Source organism: Enterobacter cloacae complex sp. HYC003_NIDB (genome assembly GCF_056673375.1).
Genome location: NZ_CP114220.1, coordinates 214634 through 235896, shown reverse-complemented (window position 1 = coordinate 235896; position 21263 = coordinate 214634). Strand labels below are relative to the sequence as shown.

Annotated in this window: 13 protein-coding genes, 2 tRNA genes and 3 rRNA genes; 3 read left to right on the top strand and 15 right to left on the bottom strand. The window is 54.9% G+C overall.

Annotated elements, in window-relative coordinates:
- Window positions 1-5: 5 nt before the first annotated feature.
- The 4 genes from bcsB to bcsR are packed head-to-tail and all read right to left on the bottom strand — an operon-like array spanning window position 6 to window position 6004.
- Entirely contained in the window at window positions 6-2429 is a 2424-nt protein-coding gene (bcsB, locus tag O1722_RS01045) for a cellulose biosynthesis cyclic di-GMP-binding regulatory protein BcsB (RefSeq protein ID WP_071964000.1), read from the bottom strand.
- Window positions 2430-2439: 10 nt separating this feature from the next.
- Complete coding sequence (bcsA, locus tag O1722_RS01040) at window positions 2440-5055, bottom strand: UDP-forming cellulose synthase catalytic subunit (protein WP_023295581.1); 2616 nt, start codon at window positions 5053-5055, stop codon at window positions 2440-2442.
- Window positions 5052-5804, bottom strand: coding sequence for a cellulose biosynthesis protein BcsQ (bcsQ, locus tag O1722_RS01035; protein ID WP_003861177.1), 753 nt, complete (start codon window positions 5802-5804; stop codon window positions 5052-5054). The genes bcsA and bcsQ overlap by 4 nt, the downstream gene beginning before the upstream one ends.
- Window positions 5805-5815: 11 nt before the next feature.
- A complete protein-coding gene (gene bcsR / locus O1722_RS01030; protein ID WP_003861175.1) occupies window positions 5816-6004 on the bottom strand; it encodes a cellulose biosynthesis protein BcsR in 189 nt (62 codons plus the stop codon).
- A 173-nt stretch (window positions 6005-6177) separates the two neighbouring features.
- Here bcsR and bcsE point away from each other — a divergent pair, with 173 nt between their 5' ends.
- From bcsE to bcsG, 3 genes are read left to right on the top strand one after another with little or no spacing between them, the layout of a single operon-like run.
- The gene (bcsE, locus tag O1722_RS01025) at window positions 6178-7740 is read left to right on the top strand and encodes a cellulose biosynthesis c-di-GMP-binding protein BcsE (protein WP_032669013.1); all 1563 of its coding nucleotides are present in this window, start codon (window positions 6178-6180) and stop codon (window positions 7738-7740) included.
- Window positions 7737-7931 carry a cellulose biosynthesis protein BcsF gene (gene bcsF, locus O1722_RS01020; RefSeq protein ID WP_017384193.1) on the top strand — a complete coding sequence of 65 codons (195 nt, stop codon included), beginning with the start codon at window positions 7737-7739 and terminating at the stop codon, window positions 7929-7931. Before bcsE ends, bcsF begins: the two co-directional genes overlap by 4 nt.
- Window positions 7924-9603 (top strand): cellulose biosynthesis protein BcsG, encoded by a 1680-nt coding sequence (bcsG, locus tag O1722_RS01015; protein WP_032672219.1) that lies wholly within the window; start codon window positions 7924-7926, stop codon window positions 9601-9603. The genes bcsF and bcsG overlap by 8 nt, the downstream gene beginning before the upstream one ends.
- A 35-nt stretch (window positions 9604-9638) precedes the next feature.
- On the opposite strand, the gene birA is transcribed toward bcsG, so the two are convergent.
- From birA to pepQ, 11 genes are all read right to left on the bottom strand, one after another.
- Window positions 9639-10601 (bottom strand): bifunctional biotin--[acetyl-CoA-carboxylase] ligase/biotin operon repressor BirA, encoded by a 963-nt coding sequence (gene birA, locus O1722_RS01010; protein WP_017384195.1) that lies wholly within the window; start codon window positions 10599-10601, stop codon window positions 9639-9641.
- Window positions 10598-11626, bottom strand: coding sequence for a UDP-N-acetylmuramate dehydrogenase (murB, locus tag O1722_RS01005; protein ID WP_033488106.1), 1029 nt, complete (start codon window positions 11624-11626; stop codon window positions 10598-10600). Before murB ends, birA begins: the two co-directional genes overlap by 4 nt.
- Window positions 11627-11760: 134 nt before the next feature.
- Window positions 11761-11876 (bottom strand): 5S ribosomal RNA (gene rrf / locus O1722_RS01000).
- Between the two features lie 72 nt (window positions 11877-11948).
- A 23S ribosomal RNA gene (locus O1722_RS00995) occupies window positions 11949-14853 on the bottom strand.
- A 170-nt stretch (window positions 14854-15023) separates the two neighbouring features.
- A tRNA-Ala gene (locus tag O1722_RS00990) sits at window positions 15024-15099 on the bottom strand.
- A 38-nt stretch (window positions 15100-15137) separates the two neighbouring features.
- A tRNA-Ile gene (locus O1722_RS00985) sits at window positions 15138-15214 on the bottom strand.
- Window positions 15215-15284: 70 nt separating this feature from the next.
- Window positions 15285-16826: ribosomal RNA gene (locus O1722_RS00980) — 16S ribosomal RNA — on the bottom strand.
- Together the 16S, 23S and 5S rRNA genes with 2 tRNA genes alongside form the textbook arrangement of a ribosomal RNA operon.
- 355 nt (window positions 16827-17181) lie before the next feature.
- Entirely contained in the window at window positions 17182-17727 is a 546-nt protein-coding gene (gene hemG / locus O1722_RS00975) for a menaquinone-dependent protoporphyrinogen IX dehydrogenase (RefSeq protein ID WP_017382603.1), read from the bottom strand.
- 10 nt (window positions 17728-17737) lie between these two features.
- Window positions 17738-19189 (bottom strand): Trk system potassium transporter TrkH, encoded by a 1452-nt coding sequence (trkH, locus tag O1722_RS00970; RefSeq protein ID WP_006808591.1) that lies wholly within the window; start codon window positions 19187-19189, stop codon window positions 17738-17740.
- Window positions 19190-19230: 41 nt separating this feature from the next.
- Window positions 19231-19845, bottom strand: coding sequence for an IMPACT family protein (locus O1722_RS00965; protein WP_015572737.1), 615 nt, complete (start codon window positions 19843-19845; stop codon window positions 19231-19233).
- Window positions 19845-21176, bottom strand: a complete 1332-nt coding sequence (pepQ, locus tag O1722_RS00960; RefSeq protein ID WP_017382602.1) for a Xaa-Pro dipeptidase — start codon at window positions 21174-21176, stop codon at window positions 19845-19847. The genes O1722_RS00965 and pepQ overlap by 1 nt, the downstream gene beginning before the upstream one ends.
- Window positions 21177-21263: the final 87 nt, after the last annotated feature.

The following is a 21263-nucleotide window of genomic DNA, read 5'->3' as shown; positions in this document are numbered from 1 at the left end:
ACCGCTTACTCATGGTCCGGGTTAAGACGACGACGGCTGATGATTCGCAGCAGACGCCACAGTACCCACGCCAGCAGTACAACGCTGAGCGCAGCCAGCACGGCCAGCAGCACCGGGTGGTTAGACAGGGCGTACCACAGGCGTTCGAACCACGGCAGATGACCGACGTAGTAGACATCCCCCACGCGCAGGCTGTTTACCCCCGACTCACGGATCACCGAGACGGAACCGAACATTGCCGCCCGTTTACCGCTGTCGTTCATGGCCGTGTTGAGTAGCTCATACCCGCGCGGGCTGTCCGCCAGCAGGGCGATAACGCTGCGCTGGTCGTTATACGGCGACTGGAAGCCGACAATCGCGGCCATCGGACCCGTTGAGCTTACGGTCGTCCTGATATTGGCCTGACGATCGCCGCTGTCCGGCATGATGCTCGGGAACTCGGTCTGACGCAGCGGCGTGTTAACCCATGACTGAGCCGCCTGCACCAGCAGATCGACGCGCTTCTCGTCTTTCAGCTTGTCCGGAATGTTGCCGATGACCATGATATCGGCATCTTTGTTCTGGATCTGGCTCCCGTCATCCGTCACCGTCACGTTGATCGCCGGCAAGCCGGTTTGCGCCCCGACGGTGCCCATGGTGTCCAGCAGCGTGGTAACCTGGCCTTCGTTGGCCGCTTTTGGCATCACGACAATCGATTCAGAGAGGTCTGCCATGCGGCTGAACGGGAAGCTGGCGTTAGCAAAGGCACGCAGATCCGGCATCGCAATAAAGTGGTAATACTTCGAGAAGTCGATCGTGGAATCATCGCCAATCACCACGTGGTTTTGCACCGGCTGGAAGGTAATACAGTTTTCCACCGATCCACCCGGCATGGGGTTCATATACTGGAAGTTAAACCGCAGCTGGTTCACCGCACCGAGCTTCAGCGCCGGGATCGACACATCGGTTTTGCCATCCAGCAGCCCCTGTAATACAGGCAGACGAAGCATCAACCGGTTTGTCTCCTGGCTGCTGGTCAGGCTGAACGATTGCAGGAACTGGTTGTTGAGGCTGATATCCATGCGCGAGCTGTCTTTGGTCGCCGGCGCGGTGTAACGGTAGTTCAGATTGATATCAATGCCGTTGGTGCGCAGCAGATAGAGATCCGGCGGCAGGTTCAGCGACAGGCTGACAGGAGAAGGTTCAAGCCCGGTTGACTGCAATTGCTCTTCATAGGTTTTCAGTTCGCCAAAGGTGATGGCCCGGTCGGTACGTACCCAGTTCGGCGCATCATAAGGCTTACGTGCCAGCAGCGGTTTCACCTCGTCCACCACAACGCTGTTACCGCGGAACAGGATATTCCCCTGCGCAATGCCTTTCGCCGCCTGCACCAGATCTTTGTCATCACGGCCGAAGATCACCAACAGCTTCACGTACGGATTGTCCGGATGGCTGATCATCTCGATGGTGGGCGCTTTCACCTCCGGATGGTCACGCAGCAAAGCCGGACGTTTGGTGTTGGTGGCAAACACGATCGCGTTTTTGTCCGGCATTTTGTCGTACATGACCGGGAAACTTTGACCACGCCAGCCGGAGCGGGAACCAAACCAGGATGCCACGATAGAGGCCGCCAGCTGTTCGGTCACATCGGGAGAGCCGGCAAAGACCATCGGCAGGTTCAGCGGACGGTTATCACGCGGGTCGAAGAACGGCACCGGGAAGGCGGAGAGATCGTTTTTCAACGCCAGCGGCTGATAGGTCATCTGAAGCGAAGAGTTACGCCCGACATCCAGCCACAGGGTGCTGCTGGCCGGGTTTTCACAGACATCGCGGTAGTGGCCGACAAACTCCAGACGCACGCGGTTAAAGTCGGTGATAAACAGCGGATTAATCGGCACCTGAGCCAGGGTTTTCTTACCCAGTTGCTCTTTGGTGACGGGCAGGACGTCCATCAGCTCGTCATTCAGATAGACCTTAAGCTGGGACTGCACCGGCAGCAGCGACGGCGATGGGGTGTATTCCAGGTTGAGCATCGCTTTCGACACGACTTCATCGCTGCGCATACCGAATTCGATACCGCCATTTGGGTTGATGCCGCGCAGAACCATGCTGCCCGGAGGAGGCGCGATCTGGGCAAACGTCAGCTTAACGTCACGCGACGGCGTATTTTCGGCAACCACCGGCGCACTGGCTCCCGGCACGCCAGGCATGACCTGCCCAACCACCGGGTTGTCGGCGGGCAGCGTATTCCCCGTCGTCGGCTGATTCGGGACGACGTTTTCCGTCTGCCCCGGCGCGGCCGTCACAACCGGATCGGTCGCTTGCGCGACGACAGGCACCGTTGGCGCGGGCGTGGCCGCTGCGTTATCAGGCGCTGCGTTAGCCACTGTTGCAGGGAGCGCACTCATCCCCATTGCCACTGCACATAACCAGGAAAGTTTTGTTTTCATCGCGTTATCATCATTGTTGAGCCATAACCGGGTCCGCCTGCTTCGCTTCATCTCGCTCAGGTCGACGCGGAATGAACGACACGACCCAGGAAACCAGTGAAGTAAGTGACCGGAAAATTAATTTCACCGACGACGGGGCAAATTCTGCAAGGTGACGATAGCCACGGAACCCCAGCTTAAGAATATCCAGCAGGCTTTCCAGAGGCTTATCCTCAGGGAAGCTGTCCTGCCAGAGAGCCCACGTATCCGCGCGGGCAAACGTACACTGCACAAAATCAATGTGTTGCTTTTTGGTCAGCGGCATCAGTTGCAGACCCACTTCATTTCCTCTCACACGCACCACCTGCGTCGGGAAGACATACTCCTGCTGGCCGCGCTTAAGCAGTAGGTTGACCTTCTGCCCCTCCAGCACCTTCGCCTGACCGTTGATCTTGATACCCAGACCGCCATCCGAAAAGTCATGTACGGTACAGGAGAAGAGATGTCCATCGTCGCGGGCAATGGCCGCTGGCATGCTGATTTCGACGCGATGCGCGCGGCGAACCTGTTTGCTCTCCACCGATACCGCCACCGCGCCACCGAGGATAATCAGGTTATAAAACACCCACGCCATACTCACGAAGACCGTCAGAATTTCGTTTTCCGGGCCGTAGAAGTAGCGCCAGATCCCAACAATCACGCCCACAATATTCAGCAGCACCAGGAAGATATAGGGCCGGGAGATCACCCAGTCGACATATTCCTCTTCCACCAGCCCGCCCTTCGCGGTGACGTTGAATTTCCCTTTATGCGGGTTAATCAGCGCCACCATGGTTGGCGGCGCGATGTACCAGGCCAGCACCGTTTCGTAAATTTCACTCCAGAAGGAGTGGCGATATTTCCCCTGAATCTTCGAGTTCGTCAGGCTGGCGTGGATCATGTGCGGCAGAACGAACAAGGCAATCATCAGCGCAGGCGCATAGATGATGTAAGCGTGAAGGAGCAGGAACGCCAGCGGCGCAGTGAGGAAGATAAGCCGTGGAATACCGGACAGGAAGTGGAACATGGCGTTGACGTAGCACAGCCGTTGCGCCAGCTTCAGCCCTTTACCCATCAGCGGGTTATCGAGCCTGAAAATTTGCACCATGCCGCGGGCCCAGCGAATACGCTGGCCGATGTGCGCCGACAGGGATTCCGTGGCCAGCCCCGCCGCCTGAGGAATACGCATGTAGGCGGAGGTATAGCCAAGACGGTGCAGACGCAGCGAGGTGTGCGCATCTTCCGTGACCGTCTCGACGGCGATCCCGCCAATTTCATCCAGCGGTTTCCGGCGGATCACCGCACAGGAGCCGCAGAAAAACGTGGCGTCCCACATGTCGTTCCCGTCCTGCACGAGTCCATAGAACAGCGTGCCCTCGTTCGGGGTTTTACGAAAACGGCCGAGGTTACGTTCAAACGGGTCCGGCGAGAAGAAGTGGTGCGGCGTCTGCATCATCGCCAGCTCTTTCTCCTTCAGGAACCAGCCCATGGTCATTTGCAGGAACGAGCGCGTTGGCACGTGGTCGCAGTCGAAAATAGAGACGAACTCCCCTTTGGCATATTTCAGCGCATTGTTGATGTTACCGGCTTTCGCGTGTTCATGCGTGGTACGGGCGATGTACTCTACCCCCACTTCGTCCGCGAACTGGCGGAACTCGGCACGGCCACCGTCATCGAGGATCCAGATTTTGATTTTATCCTTCGGCCAGTCGATACCCAGCGCGGCGTAAATGGTGTTTTTTACCACCGACAGATCTTCGTTGTAGGTCGGCACGAAGAGGTCAACCGTAGGCCACTGGGTCGTGTCTTTTGGCAGCGGCACCGGCTGTCGATTCAGCGGCCAGATAACCTGGAAGTAACCCAGCACCAGCACGATCCAGGCGTAAGTCTCAGCAAACAGCAGCACTAAGCCGCACACCAGGCTGACCGGATCGTCCCAGTTCAGCGTTGAGGTATATCGCCACCAGATGTAGCGGCAGGAAACGGTCAGCGATAGCACAATCAGCATCAGGGCAGAAAAACGCCCTGGTATGCGCCGCACCAGCAGCGCCACGCCCCACAGCAGGATCAGGAAGGTGAACTGCGCCAGCGGGTTGAAGGGCTGGGTAATACAGACCAGCGCAAGAATCAGCGAGAACACCACAACCACGCCGAGAATAAAACGCCGCAAGCCCGGGTGTAGGTGCCCGAGCTCTTTGTGGTTATCTAAATGACCCGTTTTGTCGCCCACCCGGTCAGGTAGCCGGTCAAGCCACTGGTGGTAGTGTTCACGCAGGTTCTGCACACGATCGAAGCTGCGCCAGCGGGACGTTTTTTTCTCCGCGCCCGTTGAGGTCGTTAGTAGCCAGATGGACTGAATAGCGTAGCGCGCGGGATCCAGCGGACGCGGCTTGTCAGGGTTGATATGCGGATAGAGTTCACCGTGGCGCGCACGAATGCGTTGCCAGCGGGGATGTTCGAGGGGGATGAACATCCACGCCAGAATCATCCACAAACAGCCCAGCGCAGCGCTCAGCGACGAGGCGCCGTGATGACGGTAATGGCGGTAGCGTTCACTTAAGCGCGAACTGACCGGCGGAATGAGCAGCCAGTTAGTCAGGCGGCTCATACTGAACTCCCGGCAGGCTCCGGCCGTTTAGCAAAGTGCAGCAGACACCAGTTGGCCAGCGTCAGGATCTCTTCCGCCGCCAGTGAATCGCTACGGTACTCCCCGAGAGGTTGTTTGGACGCGAGGCACTCCGCCATCGCTTCGTCACGATGGATCACCATCGGCAACAGGCGGCGCTGACTCTGGAGCCAGACCTGGTAGAGATCGTCCTGGATCTGGCTGCCAATGCGCAGATCGTTGATCAGAATATGGGCATTGGCAGGCATCGGCTGCTGATGCAGACGGATATGACAATTCGCATCTACGTTCGCGATGGAGAGCACATGGTCGCACTGCGCCAGCAGCTGGCGGGTCAGCGACGCGGCACCGTGCGGCAGGTCCAGCAGGATCCACTGATAGTGCCCGCTCTCTTTCAGGCTCTGCAATGCGGTGATGAAGCGAGAGAACAGGCGCTGGTACGCGGCTTCATTCCCGCGCTCGGTTTCGGTCAATTGACCAAAGGGAAGCAAATCGAGCTGGGAGGTATAACGCAAACCCGCATCCCGCCAGTCTTTATCGTCCAGAAGCGCGCGTCCCCAGCCGTTTGCATGCGTAAAGTCGACATTGAATGACATGCGCAGCAAATTATCGGAACAGGCATCAATGACCAGTACCGATTCACCTAATACCTGCAATGACCACGCCAGCGCCGCGGTAACGGAAGTTGTACCCACCCCACCACGGACGCCCTGTAATCCTAGTACAGCCATCAATGGCTTCCTTATTGTTGTTGGGCAAACTCAGCTAATAACGGCCAACGTTTAATAGCCGCCGCCAACTGTTCACGCTGGGAAATATCGGTGTAATCTATTTCAGGCAAAGAAAAAGCCTGCGTGAGTGCCAAAAAATCGTTCTGGAATGTGTAACCCAGACTTGAGTCGACTGGGGTTGCGGGTTCGTTATTTTGCATTCTTTTTTCATCCCTTTGAGTAAAATCATAAGATTCAGATGCAGCGAGGCGTCCTGCCATTAAATTTCATTTACATGCTAAATCTGATGTTCTTTAATTTCAATGTTAGGTTTATTTCTACGCTTTCGCTAGTAAACTGAGAGACATAGAAATTCGACGAAAAGAGGGACACCGTGGACTCCATATTTTCTATTGGCATCCAGTCATTATGGGACGAATTGCGCCACATGCCAGTCGGAGGAGTCTGGTGGGTTAATACGGATCGTAATGAAGATGCCATCAGTCTGGTAAACCAGACGATAGCGGCGCAGGGGAAGGATTCCCGCGTGGCCGTCATTACGATGGGCGAAGAGCCGAAGTCAATCATCAGGCTCGACAGTGACCGTGGGCCCCAGACAGTACGATTATTTTCCATGCCTGCGGAGGCTGACAGTCTATACTTTTTACCCCGCGATATTCAGTGTTCTATTGTTCCTGAGCACTATTTACTGATTCTAAAATGCTCTAATGATGGCCTGCAAAATATACCGTCTGAAAAGCTGCTGAAATGGCTGGGAAGAATCAACAGATGGGCAAAAAATCAAAATTGCACCTTATTGGTTGTTAACCCAGGCAGTAATAATGACAAGCTTTTTTCACTTTTAATGAGTGAATACCGTTCTCTCTATGGCCTGGCCAGTATTCGTGTCCAGACCGACAGCCATCTTTACGACGTGGCTTTCTGGTGCAATGAAAAAGGGGTGAGCTCCCGACAACAACTTACACTCAAACAAGTCGGGGATGAGTGGCATCTTGCTCAACAGGAAGAGACGGTAGTTCAGCCACGCAGTGATGAAAAACGTGTTCTGAGCCATATTGCGGTACTGGAAGGTGCGCCTGCACTGTCTGAGCACTGGTCACTGTTCGATACCAATGAAGCCTTATTTGATGAGGCGCGCACCACGCAGGCGGCGACTATTATCTTCTCGTTGATCCAGAATAACCAAATCGAAACGCTGGCAAGGCACATTCACACATTACGTCGCCAGCGCGGCAGCGCGTTAAAAATTGTAGTGCGTGAAAATAATACCAGCCTGCGCGCCACCGATGAGCGCTTATTACTGGGCTGCGGCGCGAATATGGTCATTCCGTGGAATGCTCCCCTGTCGCGCTGTCTGACGCTGATCGAAAGCATCCAGGGCCAGCAGTTTAATCGACATGTTCCGGAAGATATCAGCACCCTGCTTTCAATGACGCAGCCGATGAAACTGCGCGGCTACCAGAAATGGGACACCTTCTGCGATGCGGTGGGCAACATGATGAGCAATACGCTGTTACCGGCAGACGGAAAAGGGGTGATGGTTGCCCTGCGCCCCGTGCCGGGTATTCGCGTTGAGCAGGCGCTCACTCTGTGCCGCCCTAACCGTATCGGGGACATCATGACCATTGGCGATAACCGCCTGGTGCTGTTCCTCTCCTTCTGCCGGGTGAACGATCTGGATACTGCACTTAACCATATCTTCCCGCTTCCTACCGCGGATATCTTCTCGAACCGTATGGTCTGGTTTGAAGATAACCTGATCGCGGCTGAGCTTGTCCAGATGCGTGCCCTGCCACCTGAAAAGTGGGCCAAACCGTTGCCTGTCACAAGCGGCGCCAAACCGGTTCTGAACGCGAAACATGACGGGCATGTCTGGCGACGGGTACCCGAGCCGCTACGCTTACTGGATGAGAACAAGGAGAGCGCGCCATTATGAATATCAGCGATATCATCCAACTGGTTGTTCTGTGCGCGCTGATTTTTTTGCCGCTTGGCTACTATGCACGCCATTCCCTGCGCCGTATTCGCGATACGATCAGATTACTGTTCGTCAAACCTCGCTATATTAAACCCGCCGGAACACTGACTCGCGCTCCGAACGTCAAGGCAAACCGAAAACATGACTAATTCTACCTATACCTCTTCGGCGCCCTCGCCACTCTGGCAATACTGGCGCGGCCTGTCCGGCTGGAATTTCTACTTTCTGGTGAAGTTTGGTCTGCTGTGGGCAGGCTATCTTAATTTCCACCCTCTGCTTAACCTGGTGTTTATGGCATTCCTGCTGATGCCAATCCCGAACCTCAGGCTGCACCGTATACGTCACTGGGTCGCTATCCCCATCGGTTTCGCCCTGTTCTGGCATGATACCTGGCTGCCCGGCCCTGAAAGCATCATGAGCCAGGGCTCCCAGGTCGCAGGTTTCAGTGCGGACTATATGCTCGATCTGGTTGAGCGCTTTATTAACTGGCAGATGATTGGCGCGGTATTTGTCCTGCTGGTCGCCTGGCTGTTCCTGTCTCAGTGGATCCGGGTGACGGTGTTTGTCGTCGCGATTATGATCTGGCTTAACGTCCTGACGCTGACGGGCCCGAGCTTCTCGCTGTGGCCAGCCGGTCAGCCGACGACAACCGTGACCACCACGGGCGGTTCCGCCGCCGCGACCGTTGCGACAGCAGGGGATACGCCTGTGGTTGGGGATATTCCTGCGCAGACTGCACCGCCGACATCCACTAACCTGAACGCGTGGCTCTCCAGTTTTTACGCTGCGGAAGATAAGCGTCAGACGAAATTCCCGGACGCGCTGCCTGCCGATGCTCAGCCGTTTGAGCTGCTGGTCATTAACATCTGTTCTCTGTCCTGGGCTGACGTTGACGCGGCTGGTTTGATGTCGCACCCGCTGTGGTCGCATTTCGATATTCAGTTTAAGGACTTCAACTCGGCCACGTCGTACAGCGGCCCGGCGGCTATCCGCCTGCTGCGCGCCAGCTGCGGACAGCCTTCGCATAAGAACCTCTACCAGCCGGCAGCTAACCAGTGTTATCTGTTTGATAACCTCGCAAAACTGGGCTTTACCCAGCACCTGATGATGGGCCATAACGGTCAGTTCGGTAACTTCCTGAAAGAAGTGCGTGAACAGGGTGGCATGCAGGCCCCGCTGATGGACCAGAAAGGGCTGCCGGTAACGTTGCTGGGCTTTGATGGCTCGCCGGTGTATGACGATACCGCCGTGCTTCAGCGCTGGTTAGATACCGTCGGCAAAGAGGAAGGGACACGTAGTGCGACGTTCTATAACACGCTGCCGCTGCACGACGGGAACCATTATCCCGGCGTGAGTAAAACGGCCGATTATAAGGCCCGTGCTCAGAAGTTCTTTGACGAGCTGAACGCGTTCTTCAACGAGCTGGAAAAATCAGGTCGCAAAGTGATGGTGGTGGTGGTACCAGAACACGGAGGGGCGCTGAAAGGCGACAGGATGCAGGTGTCTGGTCTGCGCGATATCCCAAGCCCGTCCATCACTAACGTTCCGGCCGGGATTAAGTTCTTTGGCATGAAGGCGCCGCATCAGGGAGCGCCCATTGAAATCACCCAGCCAAGCAGCTATCTGGCTATCTCGGAACTGGTTGCTCGCGCTGTAGACGGTAAGCTGTTTGTGGAAGATAGCGTGAACTGGGATCAGCTCACCAGCGGGCTGCCGCAGACGGCGGAGGTATCGGAAAACGCCAATGCGGTGGTGATCCAGTATCAGAATAAGCCTTATGTCCGACTGAATGCCGGGGATTGGGTGCCGTATCCGCAGTGATGACCTGCTACACCCTCTCCCCTGTGGGGAGAGGGTTACTCCGCACTTCGTAACGAAATTTCACCGCCCACCCAGGGCTTAATCACGCCATCCTGTTCAAGAAGCAACGCGCCCTGCGCGTCAATGCCGCGTGATGTGCCGTAAATCTCTTTATCCCCAATCAGCAGCTTCACCGGTCGGTTAATAAAGTTATCCAGCTTTTCCCAGCGGGACAGGAATGGCGCTAACCCCTCTTGTTCAAAGAGCGTCAGCGAACTACGCAACTCATTGATCATGCGGACGGCAAGCGTATTGCGATCGATGGTGATCCCCGCTTCCTGCAAGTTGGTCCAGGCCTGGTTCACGACATCGTTCTGCACGTTTCGCATCACCATGTTCAGTCCCGCCCCAATGACGATCTGTGCGGCATCGCCTGTTTTTCCCGTCAGTTCAACCAGGATCCCCGCCAGCTTTCGATCGTTGAGATACAGATCGTTGGGCCATTTTACCCGCACCTGATCGGCACCCAGATCGTGCAGCACCTCTGCCATCACAATGCCGATGACCAGGCTCAGCCCGATGGCCGCAGCTGGCCCCTGTTCAAGCCGCCAGTACATGGAAAGGTAGAGGTTGGCGCCAAATGGTGAGAACCACTTACGCCCCCGGCGGCCACGTCCTGCCTGTTGGTACTCGGCAACGCAGGCATCACCGGATTTCAGCTCGCTCAGGCGATCCAGCAGATACTGGTTCGTCGAATCAATGACCGGCAATACCGCGACGTTACCGTGCCCAATCTGGCTGCGGATGACCTCTTCATTCAGTAACTGGATCGGTTCCGGCAGGCTGTAGCCTTTTCCCGGCACCGTAAACACATCCACGCCCCAGTCGCGGAGCGTTTGAATATGCTTATTGATCGCAGCACGGCTCATGCCCAGCTGTTCGCCCAGCTGCTCGCCAGAATGAAACTCGCCATCGGCAAGGATACCGATGAGAGTTAACGGAATAGTATTGTCCTTCACGCAATGGTCTCCACGGCATTCACTTCGCCCGTTCGGCCAATAAAGCGAACTTCAGGCTCCAGCCAGACGTTGAATTTTTCGCCCACGCGCTGGCGAACATGACGCGCCAGGTTGACGATATCCTCACTTGTCGCGTTGGACTGGTTGATTAGTACCAGCGCCTGCTGACGATGAACAGCAGCGCCACCAAGAGTCGTACCTTTTAATTCACACTGATCGATAAGCCAGCCTGCGGCCAGCTTCACGCTACCATCCGCCTGAGGATAATGCGGGGCCGTTGGCCAGCCGGCGAGAAACGCTTTTGCATTTTCGCTGCTGATCACCGGGTTTTTGAAGAAACTACCCGCATTTCCGTTTACTTTCGGGTCCGGGAGCTTGGTCATTCGCATGTGGCATACGGAATCAAATACCTCACGCGGTGTTACAGTAGCCGGGTCGAGACGGGTCAGATCGCCGTAAGTCAGAACAGGTTTCCAGGCTTTCGCCAGGCGCAGGCCAACGGCCACAATGACGAAACGATCCTGATAGTCGTGCTTGAAAATGCTGTCGCGATAGCCAAAGCGGCACTGCTCTGCGGTCAGGCGCTTCGCCGTTCCGGTCGCGAGTTCGATGCAGTCGACATATTCGCAGACGTGTTTCAGTTCGATGCCGTAGGCACCGATGTTTTGAATAGGAGATGATCCTGCACAGCCCGGGATCAGAGCCAGGTTTTCCAGCCCTGGCATCCCTTTTTCAAGGGTATATTGCACCAGATGGTGCCAGTTCTCGCCAGCACCCACGTGTAAATGCCAGCTGTCAGCGCTCTCTTTACGCTCAATCCCCATGATGCGATTGACGATTACCGTCCCCGCAAAATCATCGAGAAACAGGACATTACTTCCTTCGCCCAGAATAAGTACGGGTTCACCGTTTTCTGTTGCGTTTTGCCATGCATTCAGCAACTGCTGAGCACTGTCGGCACGTACAATTTGATTAGCATTCCGTTGAATACCAAAGGTATTCCAGGGCTTAAGGGAGTGATTCATAGACGCTATCCTGATGCAAAAACCGGGATAGTTTACCGTATATATGGGGGGATAGGTGATTTGTTTATGGAAAGGAAGCAGGTGCAGAAACGCAAAAAGGCCATCCTTCCGGATGGCCTCTTCACTTGTTTGATGCCTGGCAGTTCCCTACTCTCACATGGGGAGACCCCACACTACCATCGGCGCTACGGCGTTTCACTTCTGAGTTCGGCATGGGGTCAGGTGGGACCACCGCGCTACAGCCGCCAGGCAAATTCTGTTTAATCTGTATCAGGCTGAAATTTGATTGTCTGTCTCTTCGCCAAAACACCTTCGGCGTTGTAAGGTTAAGCCTCACGGTTCATTAGTATCGGTTAGCTCAACGCATCGCTGCGCTTACACACCCGACCTATCAACGTCGTCGTCTTCAACGTTCCTTCAGGAGACTTAAAGTCTCAGGGAGAACTCATCTCGGGGCAAGTTTCGTGCTTAGATGCTTTCAGCACTTATCTCTTCCGCATTTAGCTACCGGGCAGTGCCATTGGCATGACAACCCGAACACCAGTGATGCGTCCACTCCGGTCCTCTCGTACTAGGAGCAGCCCCCCTCAATTCTCCAGCGCCCACGGCAGATAGGGACCGAACTGTCTCACGACGTTCTAAACCCAGCTCGCGTACCACTTTAAATGGCGAACAGCCATACCCTTGGGACCTACTTCAGCCCCAGGATGTGATGAGCCGACATCGAGGTGCCAAACACCGCCGTCGATATGAACTCTTGGGCGGTATCAGCCTGTTATCCCCGGAGTACCTTTTATCCGTTGAGCGATGGCCCTTCCATTCAGAACCACCGGATCACTATGACCTGCTTTCGCACCTGCTCGCGCCGTCACGCTCGCAGTCAAGCTGGCTTATGCCATTGCACTAACCTCCTGATGTCCGACCAGGATTAGCCAACCTTCGTGCTCCTCCGTTACTCTTTGGGAGGAGACCGCCCCAGTCAAACTACCCACCAGACACTGTCCGCAACCCGGGTGACGGGTCTACGTTAGAACACCAGCCATTAAAGGGTGGTATTTCAAGGTTGGCTCCACGCAGACTGGCGTCCACGCTTCAAAGCCTCCCACCTATCCTACACATCAAGGACCAGTGTTCAGTGTCAAGCTATAGTAAAGGTTCACGGGGTCTTTCCGTCTTGCCGCGGGTACACTGCATCTTCACAGCGAGTTCAATTTCACTGAGTCTCGGATGGAGACAGCCTGGCCATCATTACGCCATTCGTGCAGGTCGGAACTTACCCGACAAGGAATTTCGCTACCTTAGGACCGTTATAGTTACGGCCGCCGTTTACCGGGGCTTCGATCAAGAGCTTCGCGTTGCCGCTAACCCCATCAATTAACCTTCCGGCACCGGGCAGGCGTCACACCGTATACGTCCACTTTCGTGTTTGCACAGTGCTGTGTTTTTAATAAACAGTTGCAGCCAGCTGGTATCTTCGACTGATTTCAGCTCCGCCCGCAGGGGCTTCACCTACATATCAGCGTGCCTTCTCCCGAAGTTACGGCACCATTTTGCCTAGTTCCTTCACCCGAGTTCTCTCAAGCGCCTTGGTATTCTCTACCTGACCACCTGTGTCGGTTTGGGGTACGATTTCGTGTTACCTGATGCTTAGAGGCTTTTCCTGGAAGCAGGGCATTTATCACTTCAGCACCGTAGTGCCTCGTCATCACACCTCAGCGTTAATAAGGTACCGGATTTACCTGGAACCTCCGCCTACATGCTTAAACCGGGACAACCGTCGCCCGGCTGACATAGCCTTCTCCGTCCCCCCTTCGCAGTAACACCAAGTACAGGAATATTAACCTGTTTCCCATCGACTACGCCTTTCGGCCTCGCCTTAGGGGTCGACTCACCCTGCCCCGATTAACGTTGGACAGGAACCCTTGGTCTTCCGGCGAGCGGGCTTTTCACCCGCTTTATCGTTACTTATGTCAGCATTCGCACTTCTGATACCTCCAGCATGCCTCACAGCACACCTTCAACGGCTTACAGAACGCTCCCCTACCCAACAACACATAGTGTCGCTGCCGCAGCTTCGGTGCATGGTTTAGCCCCGTTACATCTTCCGCGCAGGCCGACTCGACCAGTGAGCTATTACGCTTTCTTTAAATGATGGCTGCTTCTAAGCCAACATCCTGGCTGTCTGTGCCTTCCCACATCGTTTCCCACTTAACCATGACTTTGGGACCTTAGCTGGCGGTCTGGGTTGTTTCCCTCTTCACGACGGACGTTAGCACCCGCCGTGTGTCTCCCGTGATAACATTCTTCGGTATTCGTAGTTTGCATCGGGTTGGTAAGCCGGGATGGCCCCCTAGCCGAAACAGTGCTCTACCCCCGAAGATGAGTTCACGAGGCGCTACCTAAATAGCTTTCGGGGAGAACCAGCTATCTCCCGGTTTGATTGGCCTTTCACCCCCAGCCACAGGTCATCCGCTAATTTTTCAACATTAGTCGGTTCGGTCCTCCAGTTAGTGTTACCCAACCTTCAACCTGCCCATGGCTAGATCACCGGGTTTCGGGTCTATACCCTGCAACTTAACGCCCAGTTAAGACTCGGTTTCCCTTCGGCTCCCCTATACGGTTAACCTTGCTACAGAATATAAGTCGCTGACCCATTATACAAAAGGTACGCAGTCACCCCATAAAGAGGATCCCACTGCTTGTACGTACACGGTTTCAGGTTCTTTTTCACTCCCCTCGCCGGGGTTCTTTTCGCCTTTCCCTCACGGTACTGGTTCACTATCGGTCAGTCAGGAGTATTTAGCCTTGGAGGATGGTCCCCCCATATTCAGACAGGATACCACGTGTCCCGCCCTACTCTTCGAGTTCACAGCATGTGCATTTTCGTGTACGGGACTATCACCCTGTACCGTCGGACTTTCCAGACCGTTCCACTAACACACAAGCTGATTCAGACTCCGGGCTGCTCCCCGTTCGCTCGCCGCTACTGGGGGAATCTCGGTTGATTTCTTTTCCTCGGGGTACTTAGATGTTTCAGTTCCCCCGGTTCGCCTCGTTAACCTATGTATTCAGTTAACGATAGTGCAACGGATTGCACTGGGTTTCCCCATTCGGACATCGCCGGGTCAAAGGTTCATATCACCTCGCCGGCGCTTTTCGCAGATTAGCACGTCCTTCATCGCCTCTGACTGCCAGGGCATCCACCGTGTACGCTTAGTCGCTTAACCTCACAACCCGAAGATGTTTCACTTCTGATTGCGAAAATTTGAGAGACTCGAACACACATGAGCTGTGTGTCGTTTCAATTTTCAGCTTGATCCAGATTTTTAAAGAGCAAAACTTCGCAGTGCACCTTTTCAGGTTCACTCTGAAGTTTTCTTGTGTTCGCAGTAAAAGATGGTGGAGCTATGCGGGATCGAACCGCAGACCTCCTGCGTGCAAGGCAGGCGCTCTCCCAGCTGAGCTATAGCCCCATCGTATAAACAACCTCTTCAAATTTGCTTCGCAAATTTGGTAGGCCTGAGTGGACTTGAACCACCGACCTCACCCTTATCAGGGGTGCGCTCTAACCACCTGAGCTACAAGCCTGTAGAGGTTTTTTACTGCTGTTTTTCATCAGACAATCTGTGTGAGCACTGCAAAGGCAGGTTCTTTAAGGTAAGGAGGTGATCCAACCGCAGGTTCCCCTACGGTTACCTTGTTACGACTTCACCCCAGTCATGAATCACAAAGTGGTAAGCGCCCTCCCGAAGGTTAAGCTACCTACTTCTTTTGCAACCCACTCCCATGGTGTGACGGGCGGTGTGTACAAGGCCCGGGAACGTATTCACCGTGGCATTCTGATCCACGATTACTAGCGATTCCGACTTCATGGAGTCGAGTTGCAGACTCCAATCCGGACTACGACGCACTTTATGAGGTCCGCTTGCTCTCGCGAGGTCGCTTCTCTTTGTATGCGCCATTGTAGCACGTGTGTAGCCCTACTCGTAAGGGCCATGATGACTTGACGTCATCCCCACCTTCCTCCAGTTTATCACTGGCAGTCTCCTTTGAGTTCCCGGCCGGACCGCTGGCAACAAAGGATAAGGGTTGCGCTCGTTGCGGGACTTAACCCAACATTTCACAACACGAGCTGACGACAGCCATGCAGCACCTGTCTCAGAGTTCCCGAAGGCACCAATCCATCTCTGGAAAGTTCTCTGGATGTCAAGAGTAGGTAAGGTTCTTCGCGTTGCATCGAATTAAACCACATGCTCCACCGCTTGTGCGGGCCCCCGTCAATTCATTTGAGTTTTAACCTTGCGGCCGTACTCCCCAGGCGGTCGACTTAACGCGTTAGCTCCGGAAGCCACGCCTCAAGGGCACAACCTCCAAGTCGACATCGTTTACGGCGTGGACTACCAGGGTATCTAATCCTGTTTGCTCCCCACGCTTTCGCACCTGAGCGTCAGTCTTTGTCCAGGGGGCCGCCTTCGCCACCGGTATTCCTCCAGATCTCTACGCATTTCACCGCTACACCTGGAATTCTACCCCCCTCTACAAGACTCTAGCCTGCCAGTTTCGAATGCAGTTCCCAGGTTGAGCCCGGGGATTTCACATCCGACTTGACAGACCGCCTGCGTGCGCTTTACGCCCAGTAATTCCGATTAACGCTTGCACCCTCCGTATTACCGCGGCTGCTGGCACGGAGTTAGCCGGTGCTTCTTCTGCGGGTAACGTCAATCGACAAGGTTATTAACCTTATCGCCTTCCTCCCCGCTGAAAGTACTTTACAACCCGAAGGCCTTCTTCATACACGCGGCATGGCTGCATCAGGCTTGCGCCCATTGTGCAATATTCCCCACTGCTGCCTCCCGTAGGAGTCTGGACCGTGTCTCAGTTCCAGTGTGGCTGGTCATCCTCTCAGACCAGCTAGGGATCGTCGCCTAGGTGAGCCGTTACCCCACCTACTAGCTAATCCCATCTGGGCACATCCGATGGCAAGAGGCCCGAAGGTCCCCCTCTTTGGTCTTGCGACGTTATGCGGTATTAGCTACCGTTTCCAGTAGTTATCCCCCTCCATCAGGCAGTTTCCCAGACATTACTCACCCGTCCGCCACTCGTCAGCAAAGCAGCAAGCTGCTTCCTGTTACCGTTCGACTTGCATGTGTTAGGCCTGCCGCCAGCGTTCAATCTGAGCCATGATCAAACTCTTCAATTTAAAAGTTTGATGCTCAATGAATTAAACTTCGTAATGAATTACGTGTTCACTCGTTGAGACTTGGTATTCATTTAGTGTCCGAGGACATTAAGAATCCATGTCACTTTGAGTGCCCACACAGATTGTCTGATAAATTGTTAAAGAGCAGTGCCGCTTCGTTTTCGCTGCGGCGCGGGGTGTGCATATTACGCTTTCCCGCTTCAGAGTCAAGCGTTTGTTTTGCTTTTCTCTGCTGACCCGGCGGCTTGCGTGCCGTTGTTCCGTGTCAGTGGAGGCGCATTATAGGGAGTTCTTCTGAAGTGACAAGCACTAAATACAAAAAAAATTTCGTTCGCTCACTTTTCAAACTCAACGCTTATTTATCCCGCGCATCGTCCGTTAAACGCGCAATTTCACGGGCAAAACTGGCGACCTGGGCCCAGTCGGTATAAACCACTTCTTTACGCGTATCCGTTTCCCCGCCCGTCATTTTCATGATCAGGCGGATCATAAAGCGGTCATACCAGCGGTAACGCGGGTAACGCAGCGCGCCAGCAAAGACAGAACAGATATCGGGCTGCCATGGCGAACTTAGCAAAAACTTGCGCGTATAGCTGTTGGTCTGCGGCGTACGCTTCTCCGCTTTACGGGCAACCAGGTTGACCGAGTAAAACGCGCCAGGCAGTTGAGCGAGCTCCGCCGTATGCTTTTTCACAAAGCGATCCAGCGCCGGATGGAAATGGCCGTAACGAATTGAAGCGCCAATGACCACGCGGTCGTAATCCTGCCAGGCAATCTGCTCTGTGCGATTCAGGTTCACCACATCAGAATAAATGCCCAGCTCTTTGAGTTCGGAAGCCAGATATGAAGCAATCTCACGCGTTTGTCCGTCACGCGTTGAGAAAAGAATTAACGTTTTCACCAATGTCTCCTTACTCACGCCAGAATGTTGGGGTAAACAGCACCAGCAGCGTAAAGACCTCAAGACGCCCAAACAGCATATTGGCGATTAAGATCCACTTCGCCACCGGGTTCATACTGGCGAAGTTATCCGCCACGACGCCCAGCCCCGGCCCCAGGTTGTTTAACGTTGCCACCACAGAGGCGAAGGCAGAGAAATCATCCACGCCCGTGGCGATAATCGCCAGCATACTGACAATAAAGACCAGCGCATAAGCGGAGAAGAATCCCCACACCGCTTCGAGGATGCGCTCCGGCAGCGCGCGGTTCCCCAGCTTAATACTGTAAACCGCATTCGGGTGGACCAGACGTTTCAGCTCACGGTTCCCCTGCTTGAACAGCAGCAGAATGCGGATCACCTTCAGACCGCCGCCCGTTGACCCGGCGCAACCGCCGATAAACGCAGAGCACAACAGCAGCACCGGCAGGAACAGTGGCCAACGCGCAATACTGTCCGTGGTGAAACCAGCGGTTGTCGCCATCGATACCACCTGGAAGAAGGCCTGGTTCAGGGTCGTGACCGCCGAGTTATAAACATCGTGGAACCACAGTACCAGGGTACAGATAACCACCAGGGTCAGCTGGACGCCAATAAACATCCGGAATTCCGGGTCGCGCCAGTACACCTTCAGGCTCCTTCCGCTAAGCAACGAGAAGTGTAGACCGTAGTTACAGCCTGAGATCAGCAAAAAGATGGCAATGATGGTATTGATTGTCGGGCTGTCGAAGTAGCCGACGCTGGCATCGTGGGTGGAGAACCCGCCGATAGCAATAGTCGCAAAGCTATGCCCAATGGCATCAAACGCAGGCATCCCGGCAAACCACAGCGCCAGCGCGCAGGCCACCGTCAGCAGGACATAGATAAGCCACAGGGTTTTCGCCGTCTCCGCAATACGCGGGCGCATCTTGTTATCTTTCAGCGGGCCGGGCATCTCCGCCCGGTAAAGCTGCATCCCCCCGACGCCCAGAATGGGCAGGATAGCTACCGCCAGGACGATGATCCCCATACCGCCGAACCACTGGAGCATCTGCCGGTAAAAGAGAATCGCATGCGGGAGCGAATCCAGCCCCACAAGCGTGGTGGCGCCGGTGGTCGTTAATCCGGAGAACGATTCAAAAAACGCATCCGTGACGGTGAGATTCGGTTGTTCGGAGAAGATAAACGGCAGCGCACCCACGCTTCCCAGTACCGTCCAGAACAGGACCACAATCAGAAACCCCTCCCGGGATTTCAGTTCACCTTTCTCACGGCGGTTTGGCCACCACAGCAGGGAGCCAATCGTCAGCGCGACAAAAAAGGTTTGCGTAAATGCACGCCCCGCGCCGTCCCGGTAGATGAGCGCCACCAGTCCGGGAATGATCATTGTCCCGGAGAAAAGTATGACCAGCAATCCAACGATTCGGGTAATGGCACGAAAATGCATCTCTGCCGCTTCCTTAGGTATTCAAAATTGTGAGGTGGGGATTATTCTTCAATCGGCAGTAATTGCAATGAACCGCGACTAAAATCAGCGAGTTTTGCTGAAAAAGCAGCCAGTTCCGCCTGAGGAAGCGCCACGCGTAATTGCACCATTGCCTGATAATCACTGTGTGCGATGACACCGTTAAACTGTTTAAGCAGTGCTTCGATACCCGATAGCTGGGCGTAATCGCATAACAAAGTATATTCCGTAAGTGGCGTTTTGCGGGTTGTTATCAGCAGATTAAGCGCCTGCTGGACACCACCTCCGTAGGCTTTAACCAGCCCTCCGGTGCCTAACAAAATGCCCCCGTAGTAGCGGACAACAACGGCGGTGATTTCACCCACGCCGCTGCCCATTAACTGGGATAGCATCGGTTTTCCGGCCGTACCCGCCGGTTCACCGTCGTCAGAAAACCCGAGCTGCTGTGAGTCGTCTGGCGGCCCTGCGACCCACGCCACACAGTGATGGCGGGCATCGGGGTGCTGCGCGCGGACGGACTCGACGAACGCCTTCGCCGCCTCCACGCCGTCGGTATGCGCCAGCAGCGTGATAAAGCGGCTTTTCTTGATTTCCTCAACAAAGGTGACCGGCTCGGCCGGTATCAGCCAGCTTTCCATCAGGCCAGCTTCAGATCTCGCGTCATGTTCTCAATGCTGTTCTCGTGAATAACCACGTTATCCTCGATACGAATGCCGCCATACGGCTTCAGCGCTTCAATTTTCTCCCAGTTGAAGTGCTTACTGAATTGCCCTTCGCGCCACGGTGCCAGCAGGGATTCAATAAAGTAGATGCCCGGCTCGATGGTCAATACCATACGCGGCGCCAGAACGCGGGTGCAGCGCAGATAAGGATATTTAGACGGTGCCGCCAGGTGCGTACCGGTATCATCCTGCATAAAGCCCGCGACGTCATGAACCTGCAAACCCAGCGGGTGACCGATACCATGCGGCATAAATGGCCCGGTCAGATCGTTCTCAACCATCGCCTCTTCGCTCATGTCTTTGACAATCTGATGCTTACGCAGCAGTTTAGCGATGCGCTGATGGAACTGGATGTGATAATCCACGTAGCTGGTTCCGGCCTTCATGGTGCCAATCAGCGCCAGCTGTTCGTCGTTCACGTCTTTGATCAATTGCGCAAAATCGGTGTCCGCATTCGCCGCCCAGGTACGGGTCAGGTCTGCCGCATAACCATTGTACTCAGCCCCCGCGTCCAGCAGGAAGCTGCGCATCTCAGCCGGAACCTGATGATCCAGTTTGGTGTAGTGCAGAACCGAGGCATGTTCATTCAGCGCCACGATGTTGCTGTACGGCACGTCGGTATCGCGGTGGCCGGTCGCCGTCAGGTAGGCCTGATTAATATCGAACTCGCTCATACCGGACTGGAACGCTTCGTGCGCCGCACGGTGGCCATTCACCGCCGTTTTTTGCGCTTCACGCATGCAGTAAAGTTCGTAGTCGGTCTTGTAGGCGCGATAGTAGTGCAGATAATCCAGCACGCCTTTCGGGTTGAGTTTATCTGCCGGAATATCCAGACCCAGCGCACGCTCAGGAACCGGACCAATGTAGCCGATGTTGCCGCGCGCCGCTGGCAGCTGGCTGCCAATGCCGTCTGCTTTTGGCAGCGCAATCACGTCAATTTCTTCGGTCCAGAATGAGGTCGGCAGCGGCTCCACGTTGTGCCAGTAATCGACCGGCAGGTAGAACCACAGTTTCGGCTTGTTCACGCCATCCACCAGCAGCCAGCAATTTGGAACCTGCGTGACAGGCACCCAGGCTTTAAACTGCGGGTTAACCTTGAAGGGATAAGCATGGTCATCAAGAAAAGTATTCATCAGCTCGCCGGAGTGGATCAGCAGGGCATCCAGCTTGAAGCGGGCCAGTACATCGCGGGTACGTTCCTGTAGGGTAACGATATGATTTTTATAAAGCGAAGCCAGTGAGTCCATCATTCTTCCTTTCGTTTTTTTGACCTCAAGTCATCGCATCTTAGCACACCTCACTGCGGCTGCGTGATTTCCACCGACCGTGATCAG